This window comes from Variovorax paradoxus, from assembly GCF_024734665.1.
GTDB lineage: Bacteria > Pseudomonadota > Gammaproteobacteria > Burkholderiales > Burkholderiaceae_C > Variovorax.
On the sequence record NZ_CP102931.1, the window covers coordinates 1975663 to 1994436 of the forward strand.

At 66.8% G+C, this 18774-nt stretch carries 16 protein-coding genes; 12 read left to right on the forward strand and 4 right to left on the reverse strand.

Features of this window, described 5'->3' with window-relative positions; translation table 11 throughout:
• Positions 1 to 21 precede the first annotated feature (21 nt).
• The 7 genes from NWF24_RS09200 to NWF24_RS09230 all read left to right on the forward strand — a co-directional run bounded on the left by NWF24_RS09200 (position 22) and on the right by NWF24_RS09230 (position 7868).
• The gene (locus NWF24_RS09200) at positions 22 to 1440 is read left to right on the forward strand and encodes a sodium:proton antiporter (protein ID WP_258353923.1); all 1419 of its coding nucleotides are present in this window, start codon (positions 22 to 24) and stop codon (positions 1438 to 1440) included.
• 27 nt (positions 1441 to 1467) lie between these two features.
• Positions 1468 to 2448, forward strand: a complete 981-nt coding sequence (locus tag NWF24_RS09205; protein WP_258353924.1) for a 2-hydroxyacid dehydrogenase — start codon at positions 1468 to 1470, stop codon at positions 2446 to 2448.
• A gap of 20 nt (positions 2449 to 2468) precedes the next feature.
• On the forward strand, positions 2469 to 3854 hold the full coding sequence (gene rmuC, locus NWF24_RS09210) for a DNA recombination protein RmuC (RefSeq protein WP_258353925.1): 1386 nt from the start codon (positions 2469 to 2471) through the stop codon (positions 3852 to 3854).
• A complete protein-coding gene (locus NWF24_RS09215; RefSeq protein ID WP_093077717.1) occupies positions 3851 to 5014 on the forward strand; it encodes an MFS transporter in 1164 nt (387 codons plus the stop codon). The genes rmuC and NWF24_RS09215 overlap by 4 nt, the downstream gene beginning before the upstream one ends.
• A 112-nt stretch (positions 5015 to 5126) precedes the next feature.
• Complete coding sequence (locus tag NWF24_RS09220) at positions 5127 to 6656, forward strand: MFS transporter (protein ID WP_258353926.1); 1530 nt, start codon at positions 5127 to 5129, stop codon at positions 6654 to 6656.
• Positions 6657 to 6739: 83 nt separating this feature from the next.
• On the forward strand, positions 6740 to 7111 hold the full coding sequence (locus tag NWF24_RS09225) for a hypothetical protein (protein ID WP_258353927.1): 372 nt from the start codon (positions 6740 to 6742) through the stop codon (positions 7109 to 7111).
• A 91-nt stretch (positions 7112 to 7202) separates the two neighbouring features.
• Positions 7203 to 7868, forward strand: a complete 666-nt coding sequence (locus NWF24_RS09230) for a TetR/AcrR family transcriptional regulator (RefSeq protein WP_258353928.1) — start codon at positions 7203 to 7205, stop codon at positions 7866 to 7868.
• 18 nt (positions 7869 to 7886) lie between these two features.
• On the opposite strand, the gene NWF24_RS09235 is transcribed toward NWF24_RS09230, so the two are convergent.
• From NWF24_RS09235 to earP, 3 genes are all read right to left on the reverse strand, one after another.
• Positions 7887 to 8750, reverse strand: coding sequence for an LOG family protein (locus NWF24_RS09235; RefSeq protein WP_093051216.1), 864 nt, complete (start codon positions 8748 to 8750; stop codon positions 7887 to 7889).
• A 121-nt stretch (positions 8751 to 8871) separates the two neighbouring features.
• Entirely contained in the window at positions 8872 to 9426 is a 555-nt protein-coding gene (gene efp / locus NWF24_RS09240) for an elongation factor P (RefSeq protein WP_007830687.1), read from the reverse strand.
• A gap of 172 nt (positions 9427 to 9598) precedes the next feature.
• On the reverse strand, positions 9599 to 10675 hold the full coding sequence (gene earP, locus NWF24_RS09245) for an elongation factor P maturation arginine rhamnosyltransferase EarP (protein ID WP_258353929.1): 1077 nt from the start codon (positions 10673 to 10675) through the stop codon (positions 9599 to 9601).
• Positions 10676 to 10761: 86 nt separating this feature from the next.
• Between earP and NWF24_RS09250 the strand changes: the two genes are divergently transcribed.
• Together NWF24_RS09250 and NWF24_RS09255 are read left to right on the forward strand one after the other, a co-directional pair.
• Complete coding sequence (locus tag NWF24_RS09250; protein WP_093077708.1) at positions 10762 to 12204, forward strand: M20/M25/M40 family metallo-hydrolase; 1443 nt, start codon at positions 10762 to 10764, stop codon at positions 12202 to 12204.
• A gap of 8 nt (positions 12205 to 12212) precedes the next feature.
• Positions 12213 to 13103 carry an alpha/beta fold hydrolase gene (locus NWF24_RS09255; RefSeq protein ID WP_258353930.1) on the forward strand — a complete coding sequence of 297 codons (891 nt, stop codon included), beginning with the start codon at positions 12213 to 12215 and terminating at the stop codon, positions 13101 to 13103.
• Here the strand turns inward: NWF24_RS09255 and ggt are convergent.
• A complete protein-coding gene (ggt, locus tag NWF24_RS09260; RefSeq protein ID WP_258353931.1) occupies positions 13093 to 15156 on the reverse strand; it encodes a gamma-glutamyltransferase in 2064 nt (687 codons plus the stop codon). The genes NWF24_RS09255 and ggt overlap by 11 nt on opposite strands.
• A 143-nt stretch (positions 15157 to 15299) precedes the next feature.
• Here ggt and uvrC point away from each other — a divergent pair, with 143 nt between their 5' ends.
• The 3 genes from uvrC to NWF24_RS09275 are packed head-to-tail and all read left to right on the forward strand — an operon-like array spanning position 15300 to position 18763.
• Positions 15300 to 17264 carry an excinuclease ABC subunit UvrC gene (uvrC, locus tag NWF24_RS09265; RefSeq protein WP_258353932.1) on the forward strand — a complete coding sequence of 655 codons (1965 nt, stop codon included), beginning with the start codon at positions 15300 to 15302 and terminating at the stop codon, positions 17262 to 17264.
• A 48-nt stretch (positions 17265 to 17312) separates the two neighbouring features.
• Positions 17313 to 17879, forward strand: coding sequence for a CDP-diacylglycerol--glycerol-3-phosphate 3-phosphatidyltransferase (gene pgsA / locus NWF24_RS09270; protein ID WP_093051202.1), 567 nt, complete (start codon positions 17313 to 17315; stop codon positions 17877 to 17879).
• Positions 17876 to 18763 (forward strand): DMT family transporter, encoded by an 888-nt coding sequence (locus NWF24_RS09275; RefSeq protein ID WP_258353933.1) that lies wholly within the window; start codon positions 17876 to 17878, stop codon positions 18761 to 18763. Before pgsA ends, NWF24_RS09275 begins: the two co-directional genes overlap by 4 nt.
• The last annotated feature ends 11 nt before the right edge of the window (positions 18764 to 18774 follow it).

Sequence of the window (18774 nt, forward strand, 5' to 3'; positions counted from 1 at the left end):
TCTGGTACGGTACAGCCCCCCATGCAAAAAACGATTCGACTGAAGGCGGCCGCAGTGCCGCTGTCGCTGCTTTTTCTTCCCGCCCTGGCCTCGGCCGCCGACTTCGACGGCGGCAGCCTCTCGCCGCTGTGGGGCGTGCCGTTTGCCGGCATCCTGTTGTCGATCGCGCTGTTTCCGCTGCTCGCGCCTGCGTTCTGGCATCACCACTACGGCAAGATTTCCGCGGCCTGGGCGCTGGCGTTCCTGCTGCCCTTTGCCGGGGCCTTCGGCGTGCAGCTTGCCGGCGTGCAGCTCGTGCATGCGCTGGTGGCCGAGTACATCCCGTTCATCATCTTGCTGACGGCGCTGTTTACCGTGGCGGGCGGCATCCACATTCGCGGCAACCTGCACGGTGCGCCCGGCCTCAACACGGCGATCCTCGCCATCGGCGCGGTGCTCGCGAGCTTCATGGGCACCACGGGCGCCTCGATGTTGCTGATACGGCCGCTGATTCGCGCCAACGACAACCGCCTGCACAAGGTGCACGTGATCGTGTTCTTCATCTTCATCGTGTCGAACGCGGGCGGTGCGCTCACGCCGCTGGGCGATCCGCCGTTGTTCCTCGGCTTCCTGAAGGGCGTGGGCTTCTTCTGGACCGCGCAGAACATCCTGCCTGAAACCTTGTTCATCCTCGGTGTGCTGCTGGCGCTGTTCTATGCCATCGACCGCCACTACTACCGCAAGGAAGGCGTGTTGCCGGCTGACCCGACACCCGACACGCCGGGCATCGGCTTCGACGGCGCCGCCAATTTCTGGCTCCTGGGCGGCGTTGTTGCGCTGGTGCTGCTCAGCGGCTTCTGGAAATCGCCCGTGACCTTCGACGTGTTCGGCACCGAGGTCGGCCTGCCGGGGCTGGTGCGCGACGTGGGGCTGGCACTGATCGCAGTGGTTTCGTACAAGCTCACCGCGCCCAAGGTGCACGCCGACAACCAGTTCGAGTGGGAGCCCATGGCCGAGGTGGCCAAGCTGTTCGCTGGCATCTTCCTGACCATCATCCCGGTGATCGCGATGCTCAAGGCCGGCACGCAGGGCCCGTTCGGCGCCATCGTCTCGGCCGTGACGCGCGCCGACGGCCAGCCCGATCCGGCGATGTACTTCTGGGCCACCGGCGTGCTGAGCTCCTTCCTCGACAACGCACCGACCTACCTGGTGTTCTTCAACACCGCGGGCGGCGACCCGGCGGCGCTGATGACCACCTATGCCAGCACGCTGGCTGCCATTTCGGCCGGCGCGGTGTTCATGGGCGCCAACACCTACATCGGCAACGCGCCCAACCTGATGGTCAAGGCCATCGCCGAGAGCCGCGGCGTGCGCATGCCGAGCTTCTTTGGCTACATGGCGTGGTCGGTGGCCATATTGGTTCCGCTGTTCGTCATTTGCACCTTCATCTTCTTCCGCTGACCCTTCTTCGCAGAGAGAGACAACATCATGAGCAAGCCCAAGATCCTGGTCGCGCGCGCGATCTTTCCCGAGACCATCGAACGCCTGTCGCAGCATTTCGAGGTCGAGTCGAACCAGTCCGACGAGAGCTGGAGCAAAGAGCAACTGATCGCCAAACTGCAGGGCAAGCAGGGCGCCTTCACCACCGGCAGCGAGCGCATCGACGCCGCCGTGCTCGACGCCTGCCCCGACCTGAAGATCTGCGCCAACATGGCCGTGGGCTACAACAACTTCGACGTCGATGCGATGGCCGCGCACGGCGTGCTCGGCACCAACGCCCCCGACGTGCTGACCGAGACCACCGCCGACTTCGGCTTTGCGCTGCTGATGGCTACGGCACGCCGCATCACCGAGAGCGAACACTTCCTGCGCGCGGGCAAGTGGCAGAAGTGGAGCTTCGACATGTTCGCGGGCTCCGACATCCACGGCTCGACGCTGGGCATCATCGGCATGGGCCGCATCGGGCAGGGTATTGCCAAGCGCGGTGCGCATGGCTTCGGCATGAAGGTGATCTATCACAACCGCTCGAAGCTCGACGCGGCGCTCGAAGCCGAATGCAAGGCCAGCTACGTGAGCAAGGAAGAGCTGCTCAAGACGGCCGACCACGTGGTGCTGGTGGTGCCTTACTCGCCGGCTTCCCATCACACCATCGGCGCGGCCGAGATCGCGCTGATGAAGCCGACCGCCACGCTCATCAACATTGCGCGCGGCGGCATCGTCGACGACGCGGCCCTGGCCGTGGCCCTGCGCGAAAAGCGCATTGCCGCCGCCGGCCTCGACGTGTTCGAGGGCGAGCCCAAGGTGCATCCCGACCTGCTGACCGTGCCCAACGTGGTGCTGACACCGCATATCGCCAGCGCCACCGTGCCCACGCGCCGCGCCATGGCCGACCTCGCGGCTGACAACCTCATCGCGTACTTCGGCGGCAAGGGGCCGCTGACGCCTGTGACGCCGGTGCCCGGCAAATAGGCAGAGGCGATACCGCAACCTTGGACACTTCACTGGTTCTTATTGCACTGGCCGTACTCGCAGCCATCCAGCTCGTGCTGGTGATCTGGCTGCTGGCCCGTCGGCAAGCCCCAGCCGACCATAGCGACCTGCTGCGCGTGCTGGCTGCGCTGGGCTCGGCCAACGAGCGCACCGAGCGCGAACTGCGTAACGACATCGGCGAAAGTTCGCGCGGCGCGCGGCAGGAAACCGCGCAGGCCTTCGCCACTTTCCAGCAGGCGCTGGTGCAGCAGGGCGCCGAAGCCACGCGCACGCAGAACGCGCAGCTCGATGCCTTCTCGCTGCAGCTCGCGTCCCTGCAGAAGACGCTGGCAGACACGCTCAACACCCAGCTGCAGGGCCTGAGCGAATCGAACGCTCGGCGCCTATCGGAAGTGCGCGAGACGATGGAAACGCAGCTCGCGCAGCTGCAGCAGACCAACGCCGCCAAGCTCGACGAGATGCGCAAGACCGTCGACGAGAAGCTGCAGAGCACGCTCGAAGCGCGCCTTGGCGAAAGCTTCAAGCAGGTGGCCGACCGGCTCGAGCAGGTGCACAAGGGCCTTGGCGAAATGCAGACGCTGGCCGTGGGCGTCGGCAGCCTGCAGCGCGTGCTGACCAACGTGAAGACGCGCGGTATCTTCGGCGAGGTGCAGCTCGAAGCGCTGCTCGAACAGGTGCTCACGCCTGACCAGTACGCCAAGCAGATCGAGACCAAGCCGCGCAGCGGGCAGCGCGTCGACTTCGCCATTCGCTTTCCGGGTCGCGGCGACGACGGCGCGCCGGTGTGGCTGCCCATCGACGCCAAGTTTCCGCGCGACGACTACGAGCGGCTCCTCGATGCGCACGAGCGCGCCGATGCCGCGGGCGCCGAGCTGGCGGCCAAGGCGCTCGAGGCCCGCATCCGCACCGAGGCCAAGTCGATTGCCGACAATTACCTCGCGGCCCCGCACACCACCGATTTCGCCATCCTCTTCCTGCCGGTCGAAAGCCTCTATGCCGAGGTGCTGCGCCGGCCCGGGCTGATGGATGCGGTGCAGCGCCAGCATCGCGTGACGCTGGCCGGCCCGACCACCTTGCTCGCCATGCTCAACAGCCTGCACATGGGCTTTCGCACCCTGGCATTGGAGCGGCAGGCTTCCGAGGTGTGGAAGGTGCTGGGCGCGGTGAAGACCGAGTTCGAGCGCTATGGCGAATGGGTCGCACGCATCAAGGAGCAGGTGGCCAAGGCTTCGGACACGCTCGACAAGGCCGACACGCGCGCCCGGCAGATGCGTCTGGCGCTGCGCAAGGTCGAGGCGCTGCCCGAGGCGCAGGCCCAGGCGCTGCTGCCACCCACGGCCGGCACCGACGCCGAACCTGACAGCGAGGGCGAAGACACTCCGTGAAAGGCTCCGAACTGCTGCGTGTCATCGGTGCCCAGGTGTGCCTGCACGCCACCATGGCCGGCATGCGGCTCGCCACGCCGCTGCTGGCACTTCAACAGGGGTATAGCGCGCTGGCGGTCGGCGTGCTGATTTCGCTGTTCGCGCTGACCCAGGTTTTTCTCGCCTTGCCGGCAGGGCGCTTTGCCGACCGATACGGCTTCAAGCGACCGCTGTGGCTGTCGGTCATCGCGGCAGTCGTCGGCGCGGGGCTGGTGGTGATCTTCCCGATCTTTCCGGTGATGTGCGTCGCAGCCCTGCTGACTGGCGGCGCCACGGGGGCGACGGTCATCGCGCTGCAGCGGCACGTGGGGCGCTCGGCCACCGACCCGACGCAGCTCAAGCGCGTTTTCAGCTGGCTCGCCATTGCGCCGGCCGTGGCCAATTTCGTGGGGCCGTTCCTGGCCGGCATGCTGATCGACCATGCGGGCCGTGCGCCTGCGGACATGCTCGCGTTCCGCATCTGCTTCGCGGTGATGGCGGCGCTGCCCATCCTCTGCTGGATGCTCGCGCGCGGCGCGCACGAGCCGCCGCCCACCGCCCCCGTGGCGGGCGCCAAGCCGACGCGTGCCTGGGACCTGCTGCGCGAGCCGATGTTCCGCCGCCTGCTGTTTGTGAACTGGCTGCAGTCGTCGAGCTGGGACGTGCACGCCTTCGTGCTGCCGGTGCTGGGGCACGACCGGGGCATCAGCGCTTCGGTGATCGGCTCGATCCTGGGCGCCTTCGCCATTGCGGCGGCGGTCATCCGCGTGGTGCTGCCGGTGATTGCCTCGCGGGCGTCGGAGCGCAGCGTGATCCTGAGTTCCACGGCGGTCACGGCGATGGTGTTCGCGATCTATCCGCTGCTGGATTCGGCCTGGACCATGGGCATCTGTTCGGTGGTGCTCGGCTTCGCGCTGGGCGCGGTGCAGCCGATGGTGATGAGCATGCTCCACCAGATCACGCCGCACACCCGCCACGGCGAAGCGCTGGGCCTGCGGCTCATGACCATCAACGCGTCGAGCGTGGCAATGCCGATGTTGTTCGGCTCGCTCGGCGCGCTGATCGGCATCGGTGGCGTGTTCTGGGTGGTTGGGGGCGTGGTGGCGATTGGCGCGCGCGCGACCTGGGGTTTGAAGGTCTGACGGGGCGAGGGCGCAAAATCCACATTCCAAATGAGATCAATTCTCATCTGATTGACAATTTACTGACTTGAAGTCAGTATCGGTGCCTTCTTCAACGATCCTGAAGGCGTCCATGGACTCCCCCATTCAGGCTGCGGCCGACCCGCGCCGCCGTCTCGCGCTGGTTGCCGCGGTGTACCTCGGCAGCTTCATCGCCACGCTCGACGTGAGCATCGTCAACGTCGCGCTGCCCACGCTGCAGCGGGCGCTTTCCACCGACCTCGCCGGATTGCAGTGGGTGATCGACATCTACGCGCTGTGCCTCTCGGCCTTCATGCTGTCGGCGGGGCCGCTGGGGGACCGCTATGGCCGCAAGCGCGCCTGGCTGGCCGGTGTGGCTGTGTTCACCGTTGGCTCGACGATGTGCGCGATAGCCGGCAGCCTGCCGATCTTGCTGGCGGGCAGGGCGGTGCAGGGCGTGGCCGGCGCGCTGATGATTCCGGGGGCGCTGTCGCTGCTGGCGCATGCGTTTCCGGAGCCGGTCGAGCGGGCGCGGGTGATCGGCGGCTGGTCGTCGTTCTCGGCGCTGTCGCTGGTCCTCGGGCCGTTGCTTGGCGGGCTGCTGGTGGACCATGCGGGCTGGCAGAGCATCTTCCTCATCAACATTCCGATCGGGCTGCTGACGGTGGGGCTGGGGCTCTGGGGCATCAAGGAAAGCTCGCATCCCGAACATGCCGCGCTCGACCCTGTCGGCCAAGTGCTCAGCGTGCTGTGGCTGGGCGCGCTGACCTATGGGTTGATCGCGGCGGGCGAGCATGGCTGGGGTTCTGTGCAGGCCGCGAGCGCACTGGTGGCGGCCGCCATCGGCCTCGCGCTGTTCCTGATGGTGGAGGCGCGCGTGGCGCGGCCGCTGCTGCCGCTCGGGCTGTTTCGCGATGCGCGCTTCTCGGTCACCAATTTCGCGTCGTTCGTGCTCGGCTTCTCGGCGTACGCCAGCCTGTTCTTCTTCTCGCTGTTCCTGCAGCAGGTGCAGGGCTGGTCGCCCAGCGACACCGGCTGGCGGCTGGTGCCGCAGTTCGTCGCAACTGGTGTCGTGGCCTCGCAGTTCGGCCGTCTTGCGAAACGCTTCGAGGTGCACACGCTGATGGTGGCGGGCTACGGACTCATCGGCGGCGCGATGCTGCTGCTGACGCTGTTCTCCGCCGACACGCCCTATGCGTTGCTGGCGCTGCTGTTCGTGTTCCTCGGCGCGGGCACCGGCCTTGCCGTGCCGGCCACGAGCACGGCCGTGATGGCGTCGGTGCCGGCGCAGCGCTCGGGCATGGCCTCGGCCACGATGAACGCGCTGCGACAGGCCGGCATGCTGATCGGCATCGCGCTGCTCGGCACGCTGATGAGCACGCGCGCCACCTCGCTGCTTGCCGATGCGCTCGCGCAGGCGGGCCTGGCCAATGCGCGGCAGGCTGCCGCCGCGGCCGTTGGCCGGCACGATCTGGGCGCACTGGCCTCGCTCGATGCGTCCACCGCGCACAGCCTCCTGGCCAGCGCATTGGCCGGTGGCTTCCATGCCGCCGTGGCTTGCGCCGGCATTGCCGGCCTGCTGGCGGCGGGGCTGCTCGTGAGCGTGCGGCCCCGCGCCGCCGCCTTGCCCGCGCGCGCCTGAGGCTTCGTCCAGCCATGCCCGCCGCATACGTGCCGGTGCGCTTTCGCGCGCGCCTTCATTCGATTTTTTCCAAGGAGCTTTTCATGATCCATCACGAACTCAGCCAATGGCCCCTCGTCATCAGCGTTACGGCCGGACTTCAGACACTCGAAGGCATGCAGGCCTTCACCGAAGACTGGAACCGCTGGCTCGATCGCGGCGAACCCTTCGCCTCGCTGCGCGTGTTCGCCGACGCCGATGCACTGGTCCACCCCGAAGGCAGCGCGCAGAGCGCCAGGCAGTGGCTGCAGGAGCGCGGCGCCGACATTCGCCGCCATATGATGGGCATGGCGAGCGTGGTGCCCGCCGACCAGTACGAGAAAATGCGCAAGATGAATGTCGAGAAACTCTTCGGCGTGCCGCCAGCATCTTTGCCGACGCCGACGACGCACTGGTGTGGCTCGGCGAGCGTGTGATGGCGCCGCGCGGCCTGCCCTTCGATCTGGCCGCCGTGCGTGCGGCGATCCGCTCGGCCCGCCTGGCGGCCGCCGTTTCCTGAGGCAGCCGATGGTCAAGAGCAGCGACCCCGTCACGATTCCTACGTCTCCCGAGGGGGAGGCCGCGCCACGCCGCCGCACCAAGGCGCCAGAAACGCGCGCCGCCGCGCTGATGGACGCCGCCGAGCGCCTCTTCATCGCAAAGGGCATTGCCACCACCAGCATCGACGACATCGCGGCCGGCGCGCAGGTGGCCAAGGGCACCTTCTATCTGTACTTTCCGTCGAAAGAGGCAATGCTCGGCGCATTGCAGCAGCGCTTCGTCGACACCTTCTGCGCGCGGCTGCAGGAGTCCATGGACCGCCATCGGCCCGACAACTATCACGCGCGCCTGAAGGCCTGGGTGGAGACGGGGCTCGAAACCTACCTGGACAACGTCGCCTTGCACGATGTGGTGTTCCACGAGTACCGGCCCGAAGACCGCCGCATGCGCAACGACAACGCCGTTATCACGCAACTGGTCGGGCTGCTGAAGCAGGGCGATGCCGCCGGCTTCTGGGACGTGGAGGACGCGACCCTCAGCGCCGTGATCCTCTTCAATGCGCTGCACGGCGTGGCCGACGACGCGGTGGCGATGGGGCAGACCGGCGAGGCGGAGCGCAAGCGCCGTGCACGCACGCTCACGAGATTCCTCGAGCAGGCGCTGCACCCGGCCGAGGATGACAGCGCCGACTGAACCCAGTGCGGGTTCAGTTCAGAGCTTGTAGAAGCGCTTGATTGCGCTCCACGCGTCTTCCGGCGCGTCGACGTACTCGAAGAGCTTCACGTCGCCCGGCGAGATCACGCCCTCTTCGACCAGGAAGTCGAAGTCGATCAGGCGCTTCCAGTAGTCGGAGCCGAACAGCACGATCGGCACCGGCTTCGACTTCTTCGTCTGCACCAGCGTGATCACCTCGAACAATTCGTCGAGCGTGCCAAAGCCGCCTGGGAACGCCACCAGCGCCTTCGCTCGCATCATGAAATGCATCTTGCGGATGGCGAAGTAGTGGAACTTGAAGCTCAGCGCCGGCGTGACGTACGGGTTGGCTTCTTCTTCCATCGGCAGCGCGATGGCCAGGCCGACGGAGAGGCCGCCGCCCTCGTGCGCGCCGCGGTTGGCCGCCTGCATGATGCCGGGGCCGCCGCCGGTGCAGACGAAGAGCTTGTCCTGCGGTTCCTTGTCGTTGCTGTACTGGGCGACCAGCTTGCCGAAGGCGCGCGCCTTCTCGTAGTAATGCGAGTTGCGCGCCAGCCGGCGCCAGCGCTCGGACGCTGCTGCGTCACCGCTGGCATCGGCCTGGGCGATCATGGCGGCGGCGTCTTCCTCGCTGCGAAAACGGGCGCTGCCGAACACCACCACGGTGTTCTCGATGCCATGGGCGCGCTGCTCGATGTCGGGTTTCATCAGCTCGAGCTGCATGCGGATGCCGCGCGTCTCGCGGCGCAGCAGGAACTCGGGGTCGGCGAAGGCGATGCGCGAGGGATCGGGGTCGAGCGGCAGGCCCTGGTCGGCATGGGACCGGAGCGTGGCCCAGGCATCGGCCAGGCGTTTGTCGTGAATGTTGTGCGTGTTGTTCATGGGGAAACCAGACAGAAGTACCTTGGAGATTGTGCAGCGTTGCAACCACCATGCCCACCAAGCAAAAAAGGCTCCTTGCGGAGCCTTTTTCGAGGGTGGTGGTCAGCGGGGGGGCCGAGACTCAGACGCGCTTGCGGTATTCGCCGGTGCGCGTGTCGATTTCGATCTTGTCGCCTTGCGACACGAAGAGCGGAACCGGCACTTCGAAGCCGGTGGCGATCTTGGCGGGCTTGAGCACCTTGCCCGAGGTATCGCCCTTGACGGCGGGTTCGGTCCAGGTGATTTCGCGCTCGACGCTGGTCGGCAGTTCGACCGAGATGGCCTTGCCGTCGTAGAACACCACTTCGACAGCCATGCCGTCTTCGAGGTAGTTCAGGGCGTCGCCCATGTTTTCGGCTTCGACTTCGTACTGGTTGTAGTCGGCGTCCATGCAGACGTACATCGGGTCGGCGAAGTAGGAGTAGGTGCAATCCTTCTTCTCGAGCACGATCTGGTCGATCTTGTCATCGGCCTTGAAGACCACTTCGGTGTTGAAGTTGGCGATCAGGCTCTTCATCTTCATGCGCACGGTGGCGGAGTTGCGGCCGCCGCGGCTGTATTCGGTCTTGAGGACGACCATCGGGTCCTTGCCGTGCATGATGACGTTGCCGGCGCGGATTTCTTGAGCGATTTTCATAACAGGGTCTCTGGATGTTGGCCGCTCGGTGCACGGGGCCATCGGCGACCGTCTCAATGTGTTTGGACGTTTGCCGCTATGTCTGGCCCCGCGGTACAGGTCCCGCGGCAGGTTTAGCGGAGAGCATCTCGGATCGATGAGATCCGGGCCGAAATCCGCAAAGCCCACTATTTTAGCTTTTTTGGGCGATCAGTTCCCGCAGTTGGGTGACCAAGTCGTCCTGCGCTAGCAGCCGCGTGCGGGCATCCAGGGCCGTTTCGCGCCACGGGCCCTGCGTTTCCAGTGCGGGCAGGGCGCCGCCGCCAAAGCCATTCCAGGCGTGGTGAAAAAGCCTCAGCGAGGCCGGGGCGCCGAGCCAGTCGAGCCAGGCATTCAGCTTGACATGGTGGGCGTCGTCGTCCTGCGGGTAGATCTGCCAGACCAGCGGCGCGCCGGCCCAGAGGGCGCGCACCAGCGAATCTTCGCCGCGCACGAAATTCAGGTCGCAGGCCCACAGCAGGTGGTCGAAATCGGGCTGGGTGAGGTAGGGGAGGTATGAAATTGATAGCGCACCGCTCCCTTGAGGCAAGGGAAGTGCCTGGACTGCCTGCGTGGCGCGACCCGCCGTCACCAGCAGGCGCGTGGGCTCTGGGTCTTCCGCCAGCCGGGCCAGCAGGGCGGCCAGCGCCGGCGGCTCGTAGCAGAAGAGCGACACCAGCCGCTCGTGGTTTTGCCACGGGATCTGCTGTGCGGCCAGCCACTGCGTGCGGTCGAAGCGCGCCCGGCGTTCCATCAGGTCGGGCTCCCGCAACAGTCCTCCCGTGGCGGGGGTGAAGCCCGGATAGAAAAAGCGCTTCGTCAACCCGGCGCCGGGCCCCTTGAACACCGGCGAAGGCAGTCCGTGCAGCCGTTCCACATACGGCTCGGCCGACAGGTATTCGAGGTTGATCCAGGCAAGGCCCGGCCCTTCGGCAAAGCGGGCGATCAGTTCCGGTGCCGGCTCGCAGCCGAAGGCTTCGATCAGCACATCGGGTGCCGGCCCTGCTACGGCCGCCTGAAGTGCGGCGAAATCGAGCCAGTCGATCACCTCCACGCCGTCACGGCCGGTGCGAGCCTCGGGCGCCATCCAGCGCAGCGCCGCCGCATCGTCGACCCACAGCCGCGTGCGTTCGCCAAGTGCAGCCAACTGGCAGGCCAGCCTCCAGCAGACGCCGAGGTCGCCGTGGTTGTCGATGACCTTGCAGAAGATGTCCCATTGCCTGGATTGCATGGCCGCGAGTGTGCCTGTCTTCGACCGCCGGGCCGCCGGCCGTGCTTGCTATGCTGACGGCACAACCACCACCGGAGAGAGAACCCATGAGGATGCAGACCCGTCGCCGCTCGCCCCTGTCCTTTCGTTCCGCGAGAACCGTGCTCGCCCTGTCGCTGGCCTTGTGCGGCATGGCCGGTGCGTCGGCCCAGACTTCGGCTCCTGCGCTCACGCCGCAGCAGCAGCGCTTTCACGACATCTACAAAGAGCTGATCGAGATCAACACCACGCACTCGGTGGGCGACAACACCGTGGCAGCGCGCGCCATGGAAAAGCGCCTGGTCGATGCGGGCTTCGCGCCCGGCGACGTCCAGATCTTCGAACCCTTCCCGAAGAAGGGCAACCTGGTGCTGCGCTTCAAGGGCGACGGCAGCAAGAAGCCGCTGCTGCTGCTGGCCCACATCGACGTGGTCGAGGCCCGGCGCGAAGACTGGAAGACCGATCCCTTCAAGCTGCAGGAAACCGGCGGCTACTTCACCGCCCGCGGCGCCATCGACGACAAGGCCATGGCCGCGGCGCTGGTCTCTGTGGTGGGGCAACTGAAGCAGGAAGGCTTCAAGCCCAAGCGCGACATCATCCTCGCGCTGACTGCCGACGAAGAGCGCGGCGATGCGCTCAGCAACGGCGCCTTCTGGCTCATCAACAACAAGCCCGAGCTGCTGCAGGCGGAGTTCGGCATCAACGAAGGCGGCGGCGGCGAGCTGCGCGGCGGCAAGCCGAACCTGCACCGCATGCAGGTGGCCGAGAAGATGTACACCACCTACATGCTGGAGGCGCGCGACGTGGGCGGCCACAGCTCGGTGCCGACGAAGAACAATCCGATCTACGCGCTGGCCGCGGGCCTGGAGCGCCTGGGCAACTTCAGCTTCCCGGTCAAGCTTGCGGATGTCACCAAGACCTACTTCGCGCGCAGCGCACCATTCGCCACCGGCCAGCTGGCCGACGACATGCGCGCGGTGGGTAACGGCAACCCCGATCCCGCGGTCATCGAGCGCATGTCGGCCAACCCGGCCTACAGCGCACAGTTCCGCACCACCTGCGTCGCAACGATGGTGCAGGCCGGCCATGCCGAGAACGCGCTGCCGCAATCGGCCAAGGCTACCGTCAACTGCCGCATCCTGCCGCACGACGACCCTGAGGAAGTGGAACGCCTGCTGACCCAGGCCATCGGCAACGACAAGATCGTGGTGCGCAACCTGGGCAAGCCGCTGCGCAGCCCGGCGTCGCCGCTGAACGGCGACCTCGTGAAGACGGTGGAGTCGATCACGCAGCAGATGTGGCCGGGCGTGCCAGTGGTGCCCGCCATGAGCACCGGCGCCACCGACAGCCGCTTCATGCGCAACGCGGGCATCCCGATGTACGGCGTGACCGGCATGTTCCTGGAGCCGGCCGATGCACGCGCGCACGGTCTCGACGAGCGCATCGAGATCCAGCGGCTGTACGACGGCCGCGAGTTCCTGTATCGGCTGGTGTCGGAGCTGGCCAAGTAAGCGCGCCGATGAGCGACGCTTACGAACACCATTTCGTCCAGGCCAACGGCATTCGCTTTCACGTGGTGCAGGCCGGCCCGGTCGATGGGCCGGTGGCCATGCTGCTGCACGGCTTTCCGGAGTTCTGGCGTGGCTGGGCGAGCCAGATCGATGCGCTGGCGGCCGCCGGCTATCGCGTGTGGGTGCCCGATCAGCGCGGCTACGGCGAGAGCGACAAGCCCGAGGGCGTCGATGCCTATGGCCTCGAAACGCTGGCGGACGATGTTTGCGCGCTGATCCGCAGCACGGCCCGGGAGGCGGTGACGCTGCTCGGCCACGACTGGGGCGGCGCCGTGAGCTGGCGCGTGGCGGCGCGCAACCCGGCGCTGGTGGAGCGGCTGGTCATCGTGAATTCGCCGCATCTGGCGGTGATGCTCCAGCACATGTCGCGCGGGCGGCAGCGGCTGCGCAGCTGGTACATGCACTTCTTCCGCATTCCGCGCTTGCCCGAACGGCTGCTGAGCCGTCACGGCTTTCGCGGGCTGACCCGGGTGCTGACGCAGAGCAGCCGGGCCGGAGCTTTTTCCAATGCGGAGCTGGCGCTGTACCGCGAGGCCTGGGGCCGGCCGGGCGCGCTGACCGGCATGCTCAACTGGTACCGCGCGCTGATGCGCAACCGGCCGAACATTCGAGCCGACGCGCGCATCCCGGTGCCCACGCTGCTGCTGTGGGGCGTGCAGGACCAGGCGCTCGGCACCGAGATGGCCCAGCCCAGCATCGATCTGTGCGACCAGGGCGAGCTGCAGCGCATCGAGGGCGCGGGGCACTGGGTGCTGCACGAGGAGGGCGTCGACGTGAGCCGGCGCATCCTCGTTTTTATCGGCTCCGCGGCCGCTCCTGCTTCCGCCCTCAGGGCGTGAAGGTATCGCCCAGCACGATGCCTTCGCGCCGCGGGTCGGCACCGCCGGTCAGCACCGGCTTGCCGCCCGCGTTGGCACGGATGATGGTGCTGGTGCCGCTCGACTGCGCGCCGAAGTTCACCGTGTGACCCAGGGCGCGCAGCCCCGCGATCAGCGTATCGTTGTTGCCGTTGTTGGTGATGTCCACGTTGGGATGCTCGCCGCCCACGTTGGTGGCGCTGTTGGTGGCGCCGGCGATGGGGGTGTTGGTGGCGCCGAAGTCGACCAGCGACGTGGCCTGCTGGGCATCGAGTCCCCAGTCGAGCACGCCGACCACGGTTTTCACCACGTACTGAATGATGGTGCCGCCGCCCGGCGAGCCGGTGCCCATGACGAACTCGCCCATGCTGCCGTCGGCGTTCTTCTTGAACACGAGCGTGGGGGCCATCGTGCTGCGCGGGCGCTTGCCTGGCGCGACGCGGTTGGCCACCTTGATGCTCGGATCGACCGTGTCGTTCGGGTTGGCCGAGAAGTCGGTCAGCTGGTTGTTCAGCATGAAGCCTTGCGTCATGTGGAACGAGCCCAGCGTGCTTTCCACCGTGGTGGTCATCGAGACCACGTTGCCCTGCTTGTCGACGATGGTGAAGTGCGTGGTGCCGTGCTCCTCGGTCTTGTCGATGCCCAGCGGCACCGCGCCCAGGTTGCCGGCCTGGGCCACGCCCATGCTCTTCGTCAGGCTGATGAGGCTGGCGCGGCTCTGCAGGTAGGGCTTGTTGATCATCGTGTCGACCGAGCCGCCCGGCAGCGGGACGAAGTCGGTGTCGGCCACGTACTTGTCGCGGTCGGCGTAGGCCAGGCGCTCGGCCTCGCTCACCAGGTGCACGCCCATCACGGTCGGCTTGCCGCCTTCGATGTCGATGGCGGTCGGCTTGTACAGGCCCAGGTTGAAGGTCTCGAGAATGCCCAGGCTCGCCACCACCGCGATGCCGCCCGAGGACGGCGGCGACATGCTGCACACGTAGTAGTCGCGGTAGGTGCCGCAGACCGGGTCGCGCCGCTTGGCTTTGTAGTTGGCCAGGTCGGTCAGCGTGGTCATGCCGGGCGTGATGGCCGAGCCGTCGTTCGCGGCGGTGGTGTTGCCGATCTTGTCGACGATGCCCTTGGCGACGTCGCCCGTATAGAAGGCGTTGGCGCCCTGCGTGGCGATGGTGGTCAGCGTCTTGGCGTAGGCCGGGTTCTGCAGCCGCGTGCCCAGCGCCTTCGGCGTGCCGTCGGCGTTGAAGAAGTAGGCCGTGGCTTCGGCGTCGCGCTTGAGGCTGGTGGCCGACGACGAGATGGCAGCGGCCATGCGACCGCCGATCAGGAAGCCGTCGGATGCCAGCGTGATGCCATAGCCGAAGAGGTCTTTCCATGGCAGCTTGCCGTGGTCCTGATAGGCGAGGTCGAGCATGCGCACCGCGCCTGGCGTGCCGATGGAGCGGCCACTGGCGCGCGCGCCGCCGGGCACGGGCGGCGTGGTGTCGGTGCCGGTCGGATCGATGTAGCGCAGGTAGTTCTCGTTGGCGGCGGCAGGCGCGGTCTCGCGGCCGTCGTAGGCCTGCACCTTCTTGGTTGCGGCGTCGTAATAGAGCATGAAGGCGCCGCCGCCCAGGCCGCTCGACTGCGGTTCGACCAGGCCCAGTACGGCCTGCACGGCCACTGCCGCGTCGACGGCGCTGCCGCCAGCCTTCAGCACGTCGCAGCCGGCGCGGGTGGCGAGCGGATGGTTGGCCACCACCATGTAGGTCTTGGCATACACCAGCTTGTGGCCCGGCGCATAGCCCGACGCCGCCTCGGGTGCCGCTGGGTCGCCGGCATCGCCCGAGCCGACCACCACGGATGAATTGCCGGTCGAGGTGAGGCAGCCGTTGTCGGGCGGGGGTGGCTGGTTGGCCGCATTGATTGCGGCGATGGTTGCAAGAATCGTTGCCGTGTCTTGAGCGTCGTTTCTGGAGGCGCCACCGCAGCCCGCCAGGCTCAGCGAGAGAGCGATGGGCGAGAGCGTCCACCAGACGCGTCTGTTGTTTTTGTTCATGCAGATTTCCCGAGTAGGTATGTTGAAAAAACCACGGGCGCTCCTCGCGCCCGTGGTCATCTTCAGCACATTCCATTCCAGCCGCGTCGGGGTTTGCGCGCGGGCGGGCGCCAGGCTGCGTGCCGCGCGCCACAATAGCCGCCATGTCAGACGTGCATTCCGATCAATTGCTCAGCGAAGTCGCGGCCCTGCCGCAGTTGCCAGGCGTCTACCGCTATTTCGATGCGGCGGGCGCGGTGCTCTACGTGGGCAAGGCGCGCAACCTCAAGAAGCGGGTTGCCAACTACTTTCAGAAGAGTCACGGCGGTACCCGCATCGGCCACATGATCTCGAAGATCGTGCGCATGGAAACCACGGTGGTGCGCTCCGAGGCCGAGGCGCTGCTGCTCGAGAACAACCTGATCAAGACGCTCAAGCCGCGCTACAACATCCTGTTTCGCGACGACAAGAGCTATCCCTATCTCAAGATCGCGTCGCACCAGTTTCCCCGGCTGGCCTACTACCGCGGCGCGGTCGACAAGAAGCACCGCTACTTCGGGCCGTACCCGACTGCCTGGGCGGTGAAGGAGTCGATCCAGCTGTTGCAGAAGGTGTTTCGCCTGCGCACTTGTGAAGACACGGTGTACGCCAACCGCACGCGGCCTTGCCTGCTGTACCAGATCAAGCGCTGCAGCGGGCCGTGCGTTGGCTACATCGAGCCCGAGGCCTATGCGCAGGACGTGGCCAGCGCCGAAGCCTTTCTCATGGGCGACACGCAACTCGTGCTCTCGAAGCTCGAACAGCGCATGACGGCGCATGCCGAGAAGCTCGAATTCGAGCAGGCGGCCGAGCTGCGCAACCAGATGTCGGCCATCTCGCGCGTGCTGCACCAGCAGTCGATCGAGATCGCGTCCGACAAGGACGTGGACATCCTCGCCGTGAAGGTGCAGGGCGGCAAGGCCTGCGTGAACCTCGCGATGGTGCGCGGCGGCCGGCACCTTGGCGACCGGCCGTACTTTCCCGTGCACGTGGAAGACGCGGCGCAGATTCATCACGGCGAACTCGACGACGATGGAGACGATGCGCTGCCCGTTGCTGCCGACCCGATCGAGGTGCAGGTGCTCGAAGCCTTCATCGCCCAGCACTACATCGACGTGCCCGTGCCGGCCACGCTGGTGCTGAGCGAGCAGGTGAGCCGCGAGCTGATCGAGGCGATTTCGCAGCAGGCCGGTGCGCGCGTGACGGCGGTGTTCCAGCCGCACGAGCAGCGCCGGCACTGGCTCGAAATGGCCGAGACCAATGCCAAGCTGCAATTGGCCCGTCTGCTGGCCGAAGAGGGCTCGCAGCAGGCACGCACGCGCGCGCTGGTCGATGCGCTGGAGCTGGCGTCGGACGACCTCGACAACTTCCGCGTCGAGTGCTTCGACATCTCGCACACTGCGGGCGAGGCAACGCAGGCTTCGTGCGTGGTGTTCGAGCACCACACCATGCAGAACCGCGAGTACCGCCGCTACAACATCGAAGGCATCACGCCCGGCGACGACTACGCGGCCATGCGCCAGGTGCTGCACCGCCGCTACGGCAAGCTGGCAGAGGCCATGGCGGCCGAGACCGACGCCTTGCCTCCGGGCGACGCCGAGAGCGACGACACCGACGCGCCACCGAAGCCCCGGACCGCACGCATGCCCGACCTGGTGCTGGTGGACGGCGGCAAGGGGCAGGTGTCGATGGCGCGCGAAGTGTTCGGCGAGCTGGGCCTGCCGCTGTCGCTGATCGTCGGGGTCGAGAAGGGCGAGGGCCGCAAGGTCGGACTTGAAGAACTCGTGTTCGCCGACGGCCGCGAGAAGGTCTACCTGGGCAAGGACTCGGCCGCGTTGATGCTGGTGGCCCAGATCCGCGACGAGGCGCACCGCTTCGCCATCACCGGCATGCGGGCCAAGCGCGCGAAGGTACGCGTCGGCGGCAGCCAGCTCGAAGACATTCCGGGCATCGGGCCGAAGCGGCGTGCGCGGCTGCTGCAGCGCTTCGGCGGCATCCGCGGCGTGGCTGCGGCGAGCGTGGAAGACATCGCGTCGGTAGAGGGCATTGCCTCCGACCTGGCGGAGGAAATCTACAAGGCGTTGCATTGAGGGCGTGACCCCCGAAGGGGGTTACTGCCACCATGACACAATCAAGCGATGTTCTGGACACTACCGACCATCATGACCTGGACGCGCATCGTCGCGATCCCTTTGATCGTTGGTGTGTTCTACCTGCCGATGGCCGAGCCAATGCGCAACCTGATCGCCACGGTCATGTTCATCGTCTTCGCCGCGACCGACTGGCTCGACGGCTTCCTGGCACGCCGGCTCAATCAGACCTCGGCCTTCGGGGCCTTTCTCGATCCGGTGGCCGACAAGTTCCTGGTGTGCGCCTCGCTGCTGGTGCTGGTGCATCTCAATCGGGCCGATGTGTTCGTGGCGCTGATCATCATCGGCCGCGAGATCGCCATCTCGGCGCTGCGCGAATGGATGGCGCAGATCGGCGCCAGCAAGAGCGTGGCGGTCCACATGATCGGCAAGGTCAAGACAACCGTGCAGATGATCGCCATTCCGTTCCTGCTCTATGACGGGCGCCTGTTCAAGGTGATCGACACCGGCGTCTGGGGCCAGTGGCTGATCTGGATCTCGGCCGTGCTCACCATCTGGTCGATGGTGTACTACCTGCAGAAGGCCATTCCGGAAATCCGGGCCCGTACCAAATGACCTCGGCGGCCACGGCCCCCGGCGGGGGCTGGCTGCGGGCGATGCCGGCGGTCTTCGTGCTGATCTGGAGCACGGGCTTCATCGTCGCGCGCTACGGCATGCCGTATGCGCCACCCCTCAAGTTCCTGGCCGTGCGCTTCGCTTTGTCGCTGGTGTGCTTCGGCGTGTGGGTCGCGCTGGCGCGGGTCGAGTGGCCGAAGCAGCGCGCACAGTGGGGGCACCTGGCGGTCACGGGCATCCTGATGCAGGCGGGCTACCTGGGCGGCGTGTGGGCCGCGGTGCATGCCGGCATGGGCGCGGGGCTGGTGGCATTGCTGGTCGGCATCCAGCCGGTGCTGACGGCGGTGTGGATGTCGTTCAATGGCGGGCGCATCTCGGGCCGGCAGTGGGCCGGGCTGGTGCTGGGCTTCGCGGGGCTGGTGCTTGTGGTGTCGCGCAAGTTCGGACAGGGTGCCGAGGTCAACGTGCTGACGATGACGCTGGTGGTGATGGCGCTGCTGTGCATCACGGCGGGCACGCTCTATCAGAAACGCTTCGTCGCGCCCTGCGACGTGCGCAGTGCCAGCGCCGTGCAGATGGCGGCGGCGTTGCTGGTCACGCTGCCGTTCGCGGCGCTGGAGTCTCAGGGCATCGAATGGAACGCGTACTCGGGCGGCGCGATGGCCTGGTCGGTGCTGGCGTTGTCGCTGGGCGGCAGTTCGTTGCTCTACATGCTGATCCAACGTGGCACGGCGACGGCTGTCACCAGTCTGCTGTATCTGGTGCCGCCCTGCACGGCAGTGATGGCGTGGTTATTGTTCTCCGAGCCGATCACGCTGGTGACGGTGCTGGGCATTGCGCTCACCGCCGTGGGCGTGAGCCTCGTGGTGCGCAACGGGCGCTGAGCGGCCAGTTT

Excerpts from the sequence above, each read along its gene's own strand:
- NWF24_RS09250 (WP_093077708.1), top strand. The coding sequence starts at position 10,762 with ATGAGGATGCAGACCCGTCGCCGCTCGCCCCTGTCCTTTCGTTCCGCG.
- uvrC (WP_258353932.1), top strand. The coding sequence starts at position 15,300 with ATGTCAGACGTGCATTCCGATCAATTGCTCAGCGAAGTCGCGGCCCTG.
- pgsA (WP_093051202.1), top strand. The coding sequence starts at position 17,313 with ATGTTCTGGACACTACCGACCATCATGACCTGGACGCGCATCGTCGCG.
- NWF24_RS09230 (WP_258353928.1), top strand. The coding sequence starts at position 7,203 with ATGGTCAAGAGCAGCGACCCCGTCACGATTCCTACGTCTCCCGAGGGG.
- NWF24_RS09235 (WP_093051216.1), bottom strand. The coding sequence starts at position 8,750 with ATGAACAACACGCACAACATTCACGACAAACGCCTGGCCGATGCCTGG.
- efp (WP_007830687.1), bottom strand. The coding sequence starts at position 9,426 with ATGAAAATCGCTCAAGAAATCCGCGCCGGCAACGTCATCATGCACGGC.
- ggt (WP_258353931.1), bottom strand. The coding sequence starts at position 15,156 with ATGAACAAAAACAACAGACGCGTCTGGTGGACGCTCTCGCCCATCGCT.
- NWF24_RS09275 (WP_258353933.1), top strand. The coding sequence starts at position 17,876 with ATGACCTCGGCGGCCACGGCCCCCGGCGGGGGCTGGCTGCGGGCGATG.
- earP (WP_258353929.1), bottom strand. The coding sequence starts at position 10,675 with ATGCAATCCAGGCAATGGGACATCTTCTGCAAGGTCATCGACAACCAC.
- NWF24_RS09200 (WP_258353923.1), top strand. The coding sequence starts at position 22 with ATGCAAAAAACGATTCGACTGAAGGCGGCCGCAGTGCCGCTGTCGCTG.
- NWF24_RS09225 (WP_258353927.1), top strand. The coding sequence starts at position 6,740 with ATGATCCATCACGAACTCAGCCAATGGCCCCTCGTCATCAGCGTTACG.
- NWF24_RS09255 (WP_258353930.1), top strand. The coding sequence starts at position 12,213 with ATGAGCGACGCTTACGAACACCATTTCGTCCAGGCCAACGGCATTCGC.
- NWF24_RS09220 (WP_258353926.1), top strand. The coding sequence starts at position 5,127 with ATGGACTCCCCCATTCAGGCTGCGGCCGACCCGCGCCGCCGTCTCGCG.
- NWF24_RS09205 (WP_258353924.1), top strand. The coding sequence starts at position 1,468 with ATGAGCAAGCCCAAGATCCTGGTCGCGCGCGCGATCTTTCCCGAGACC.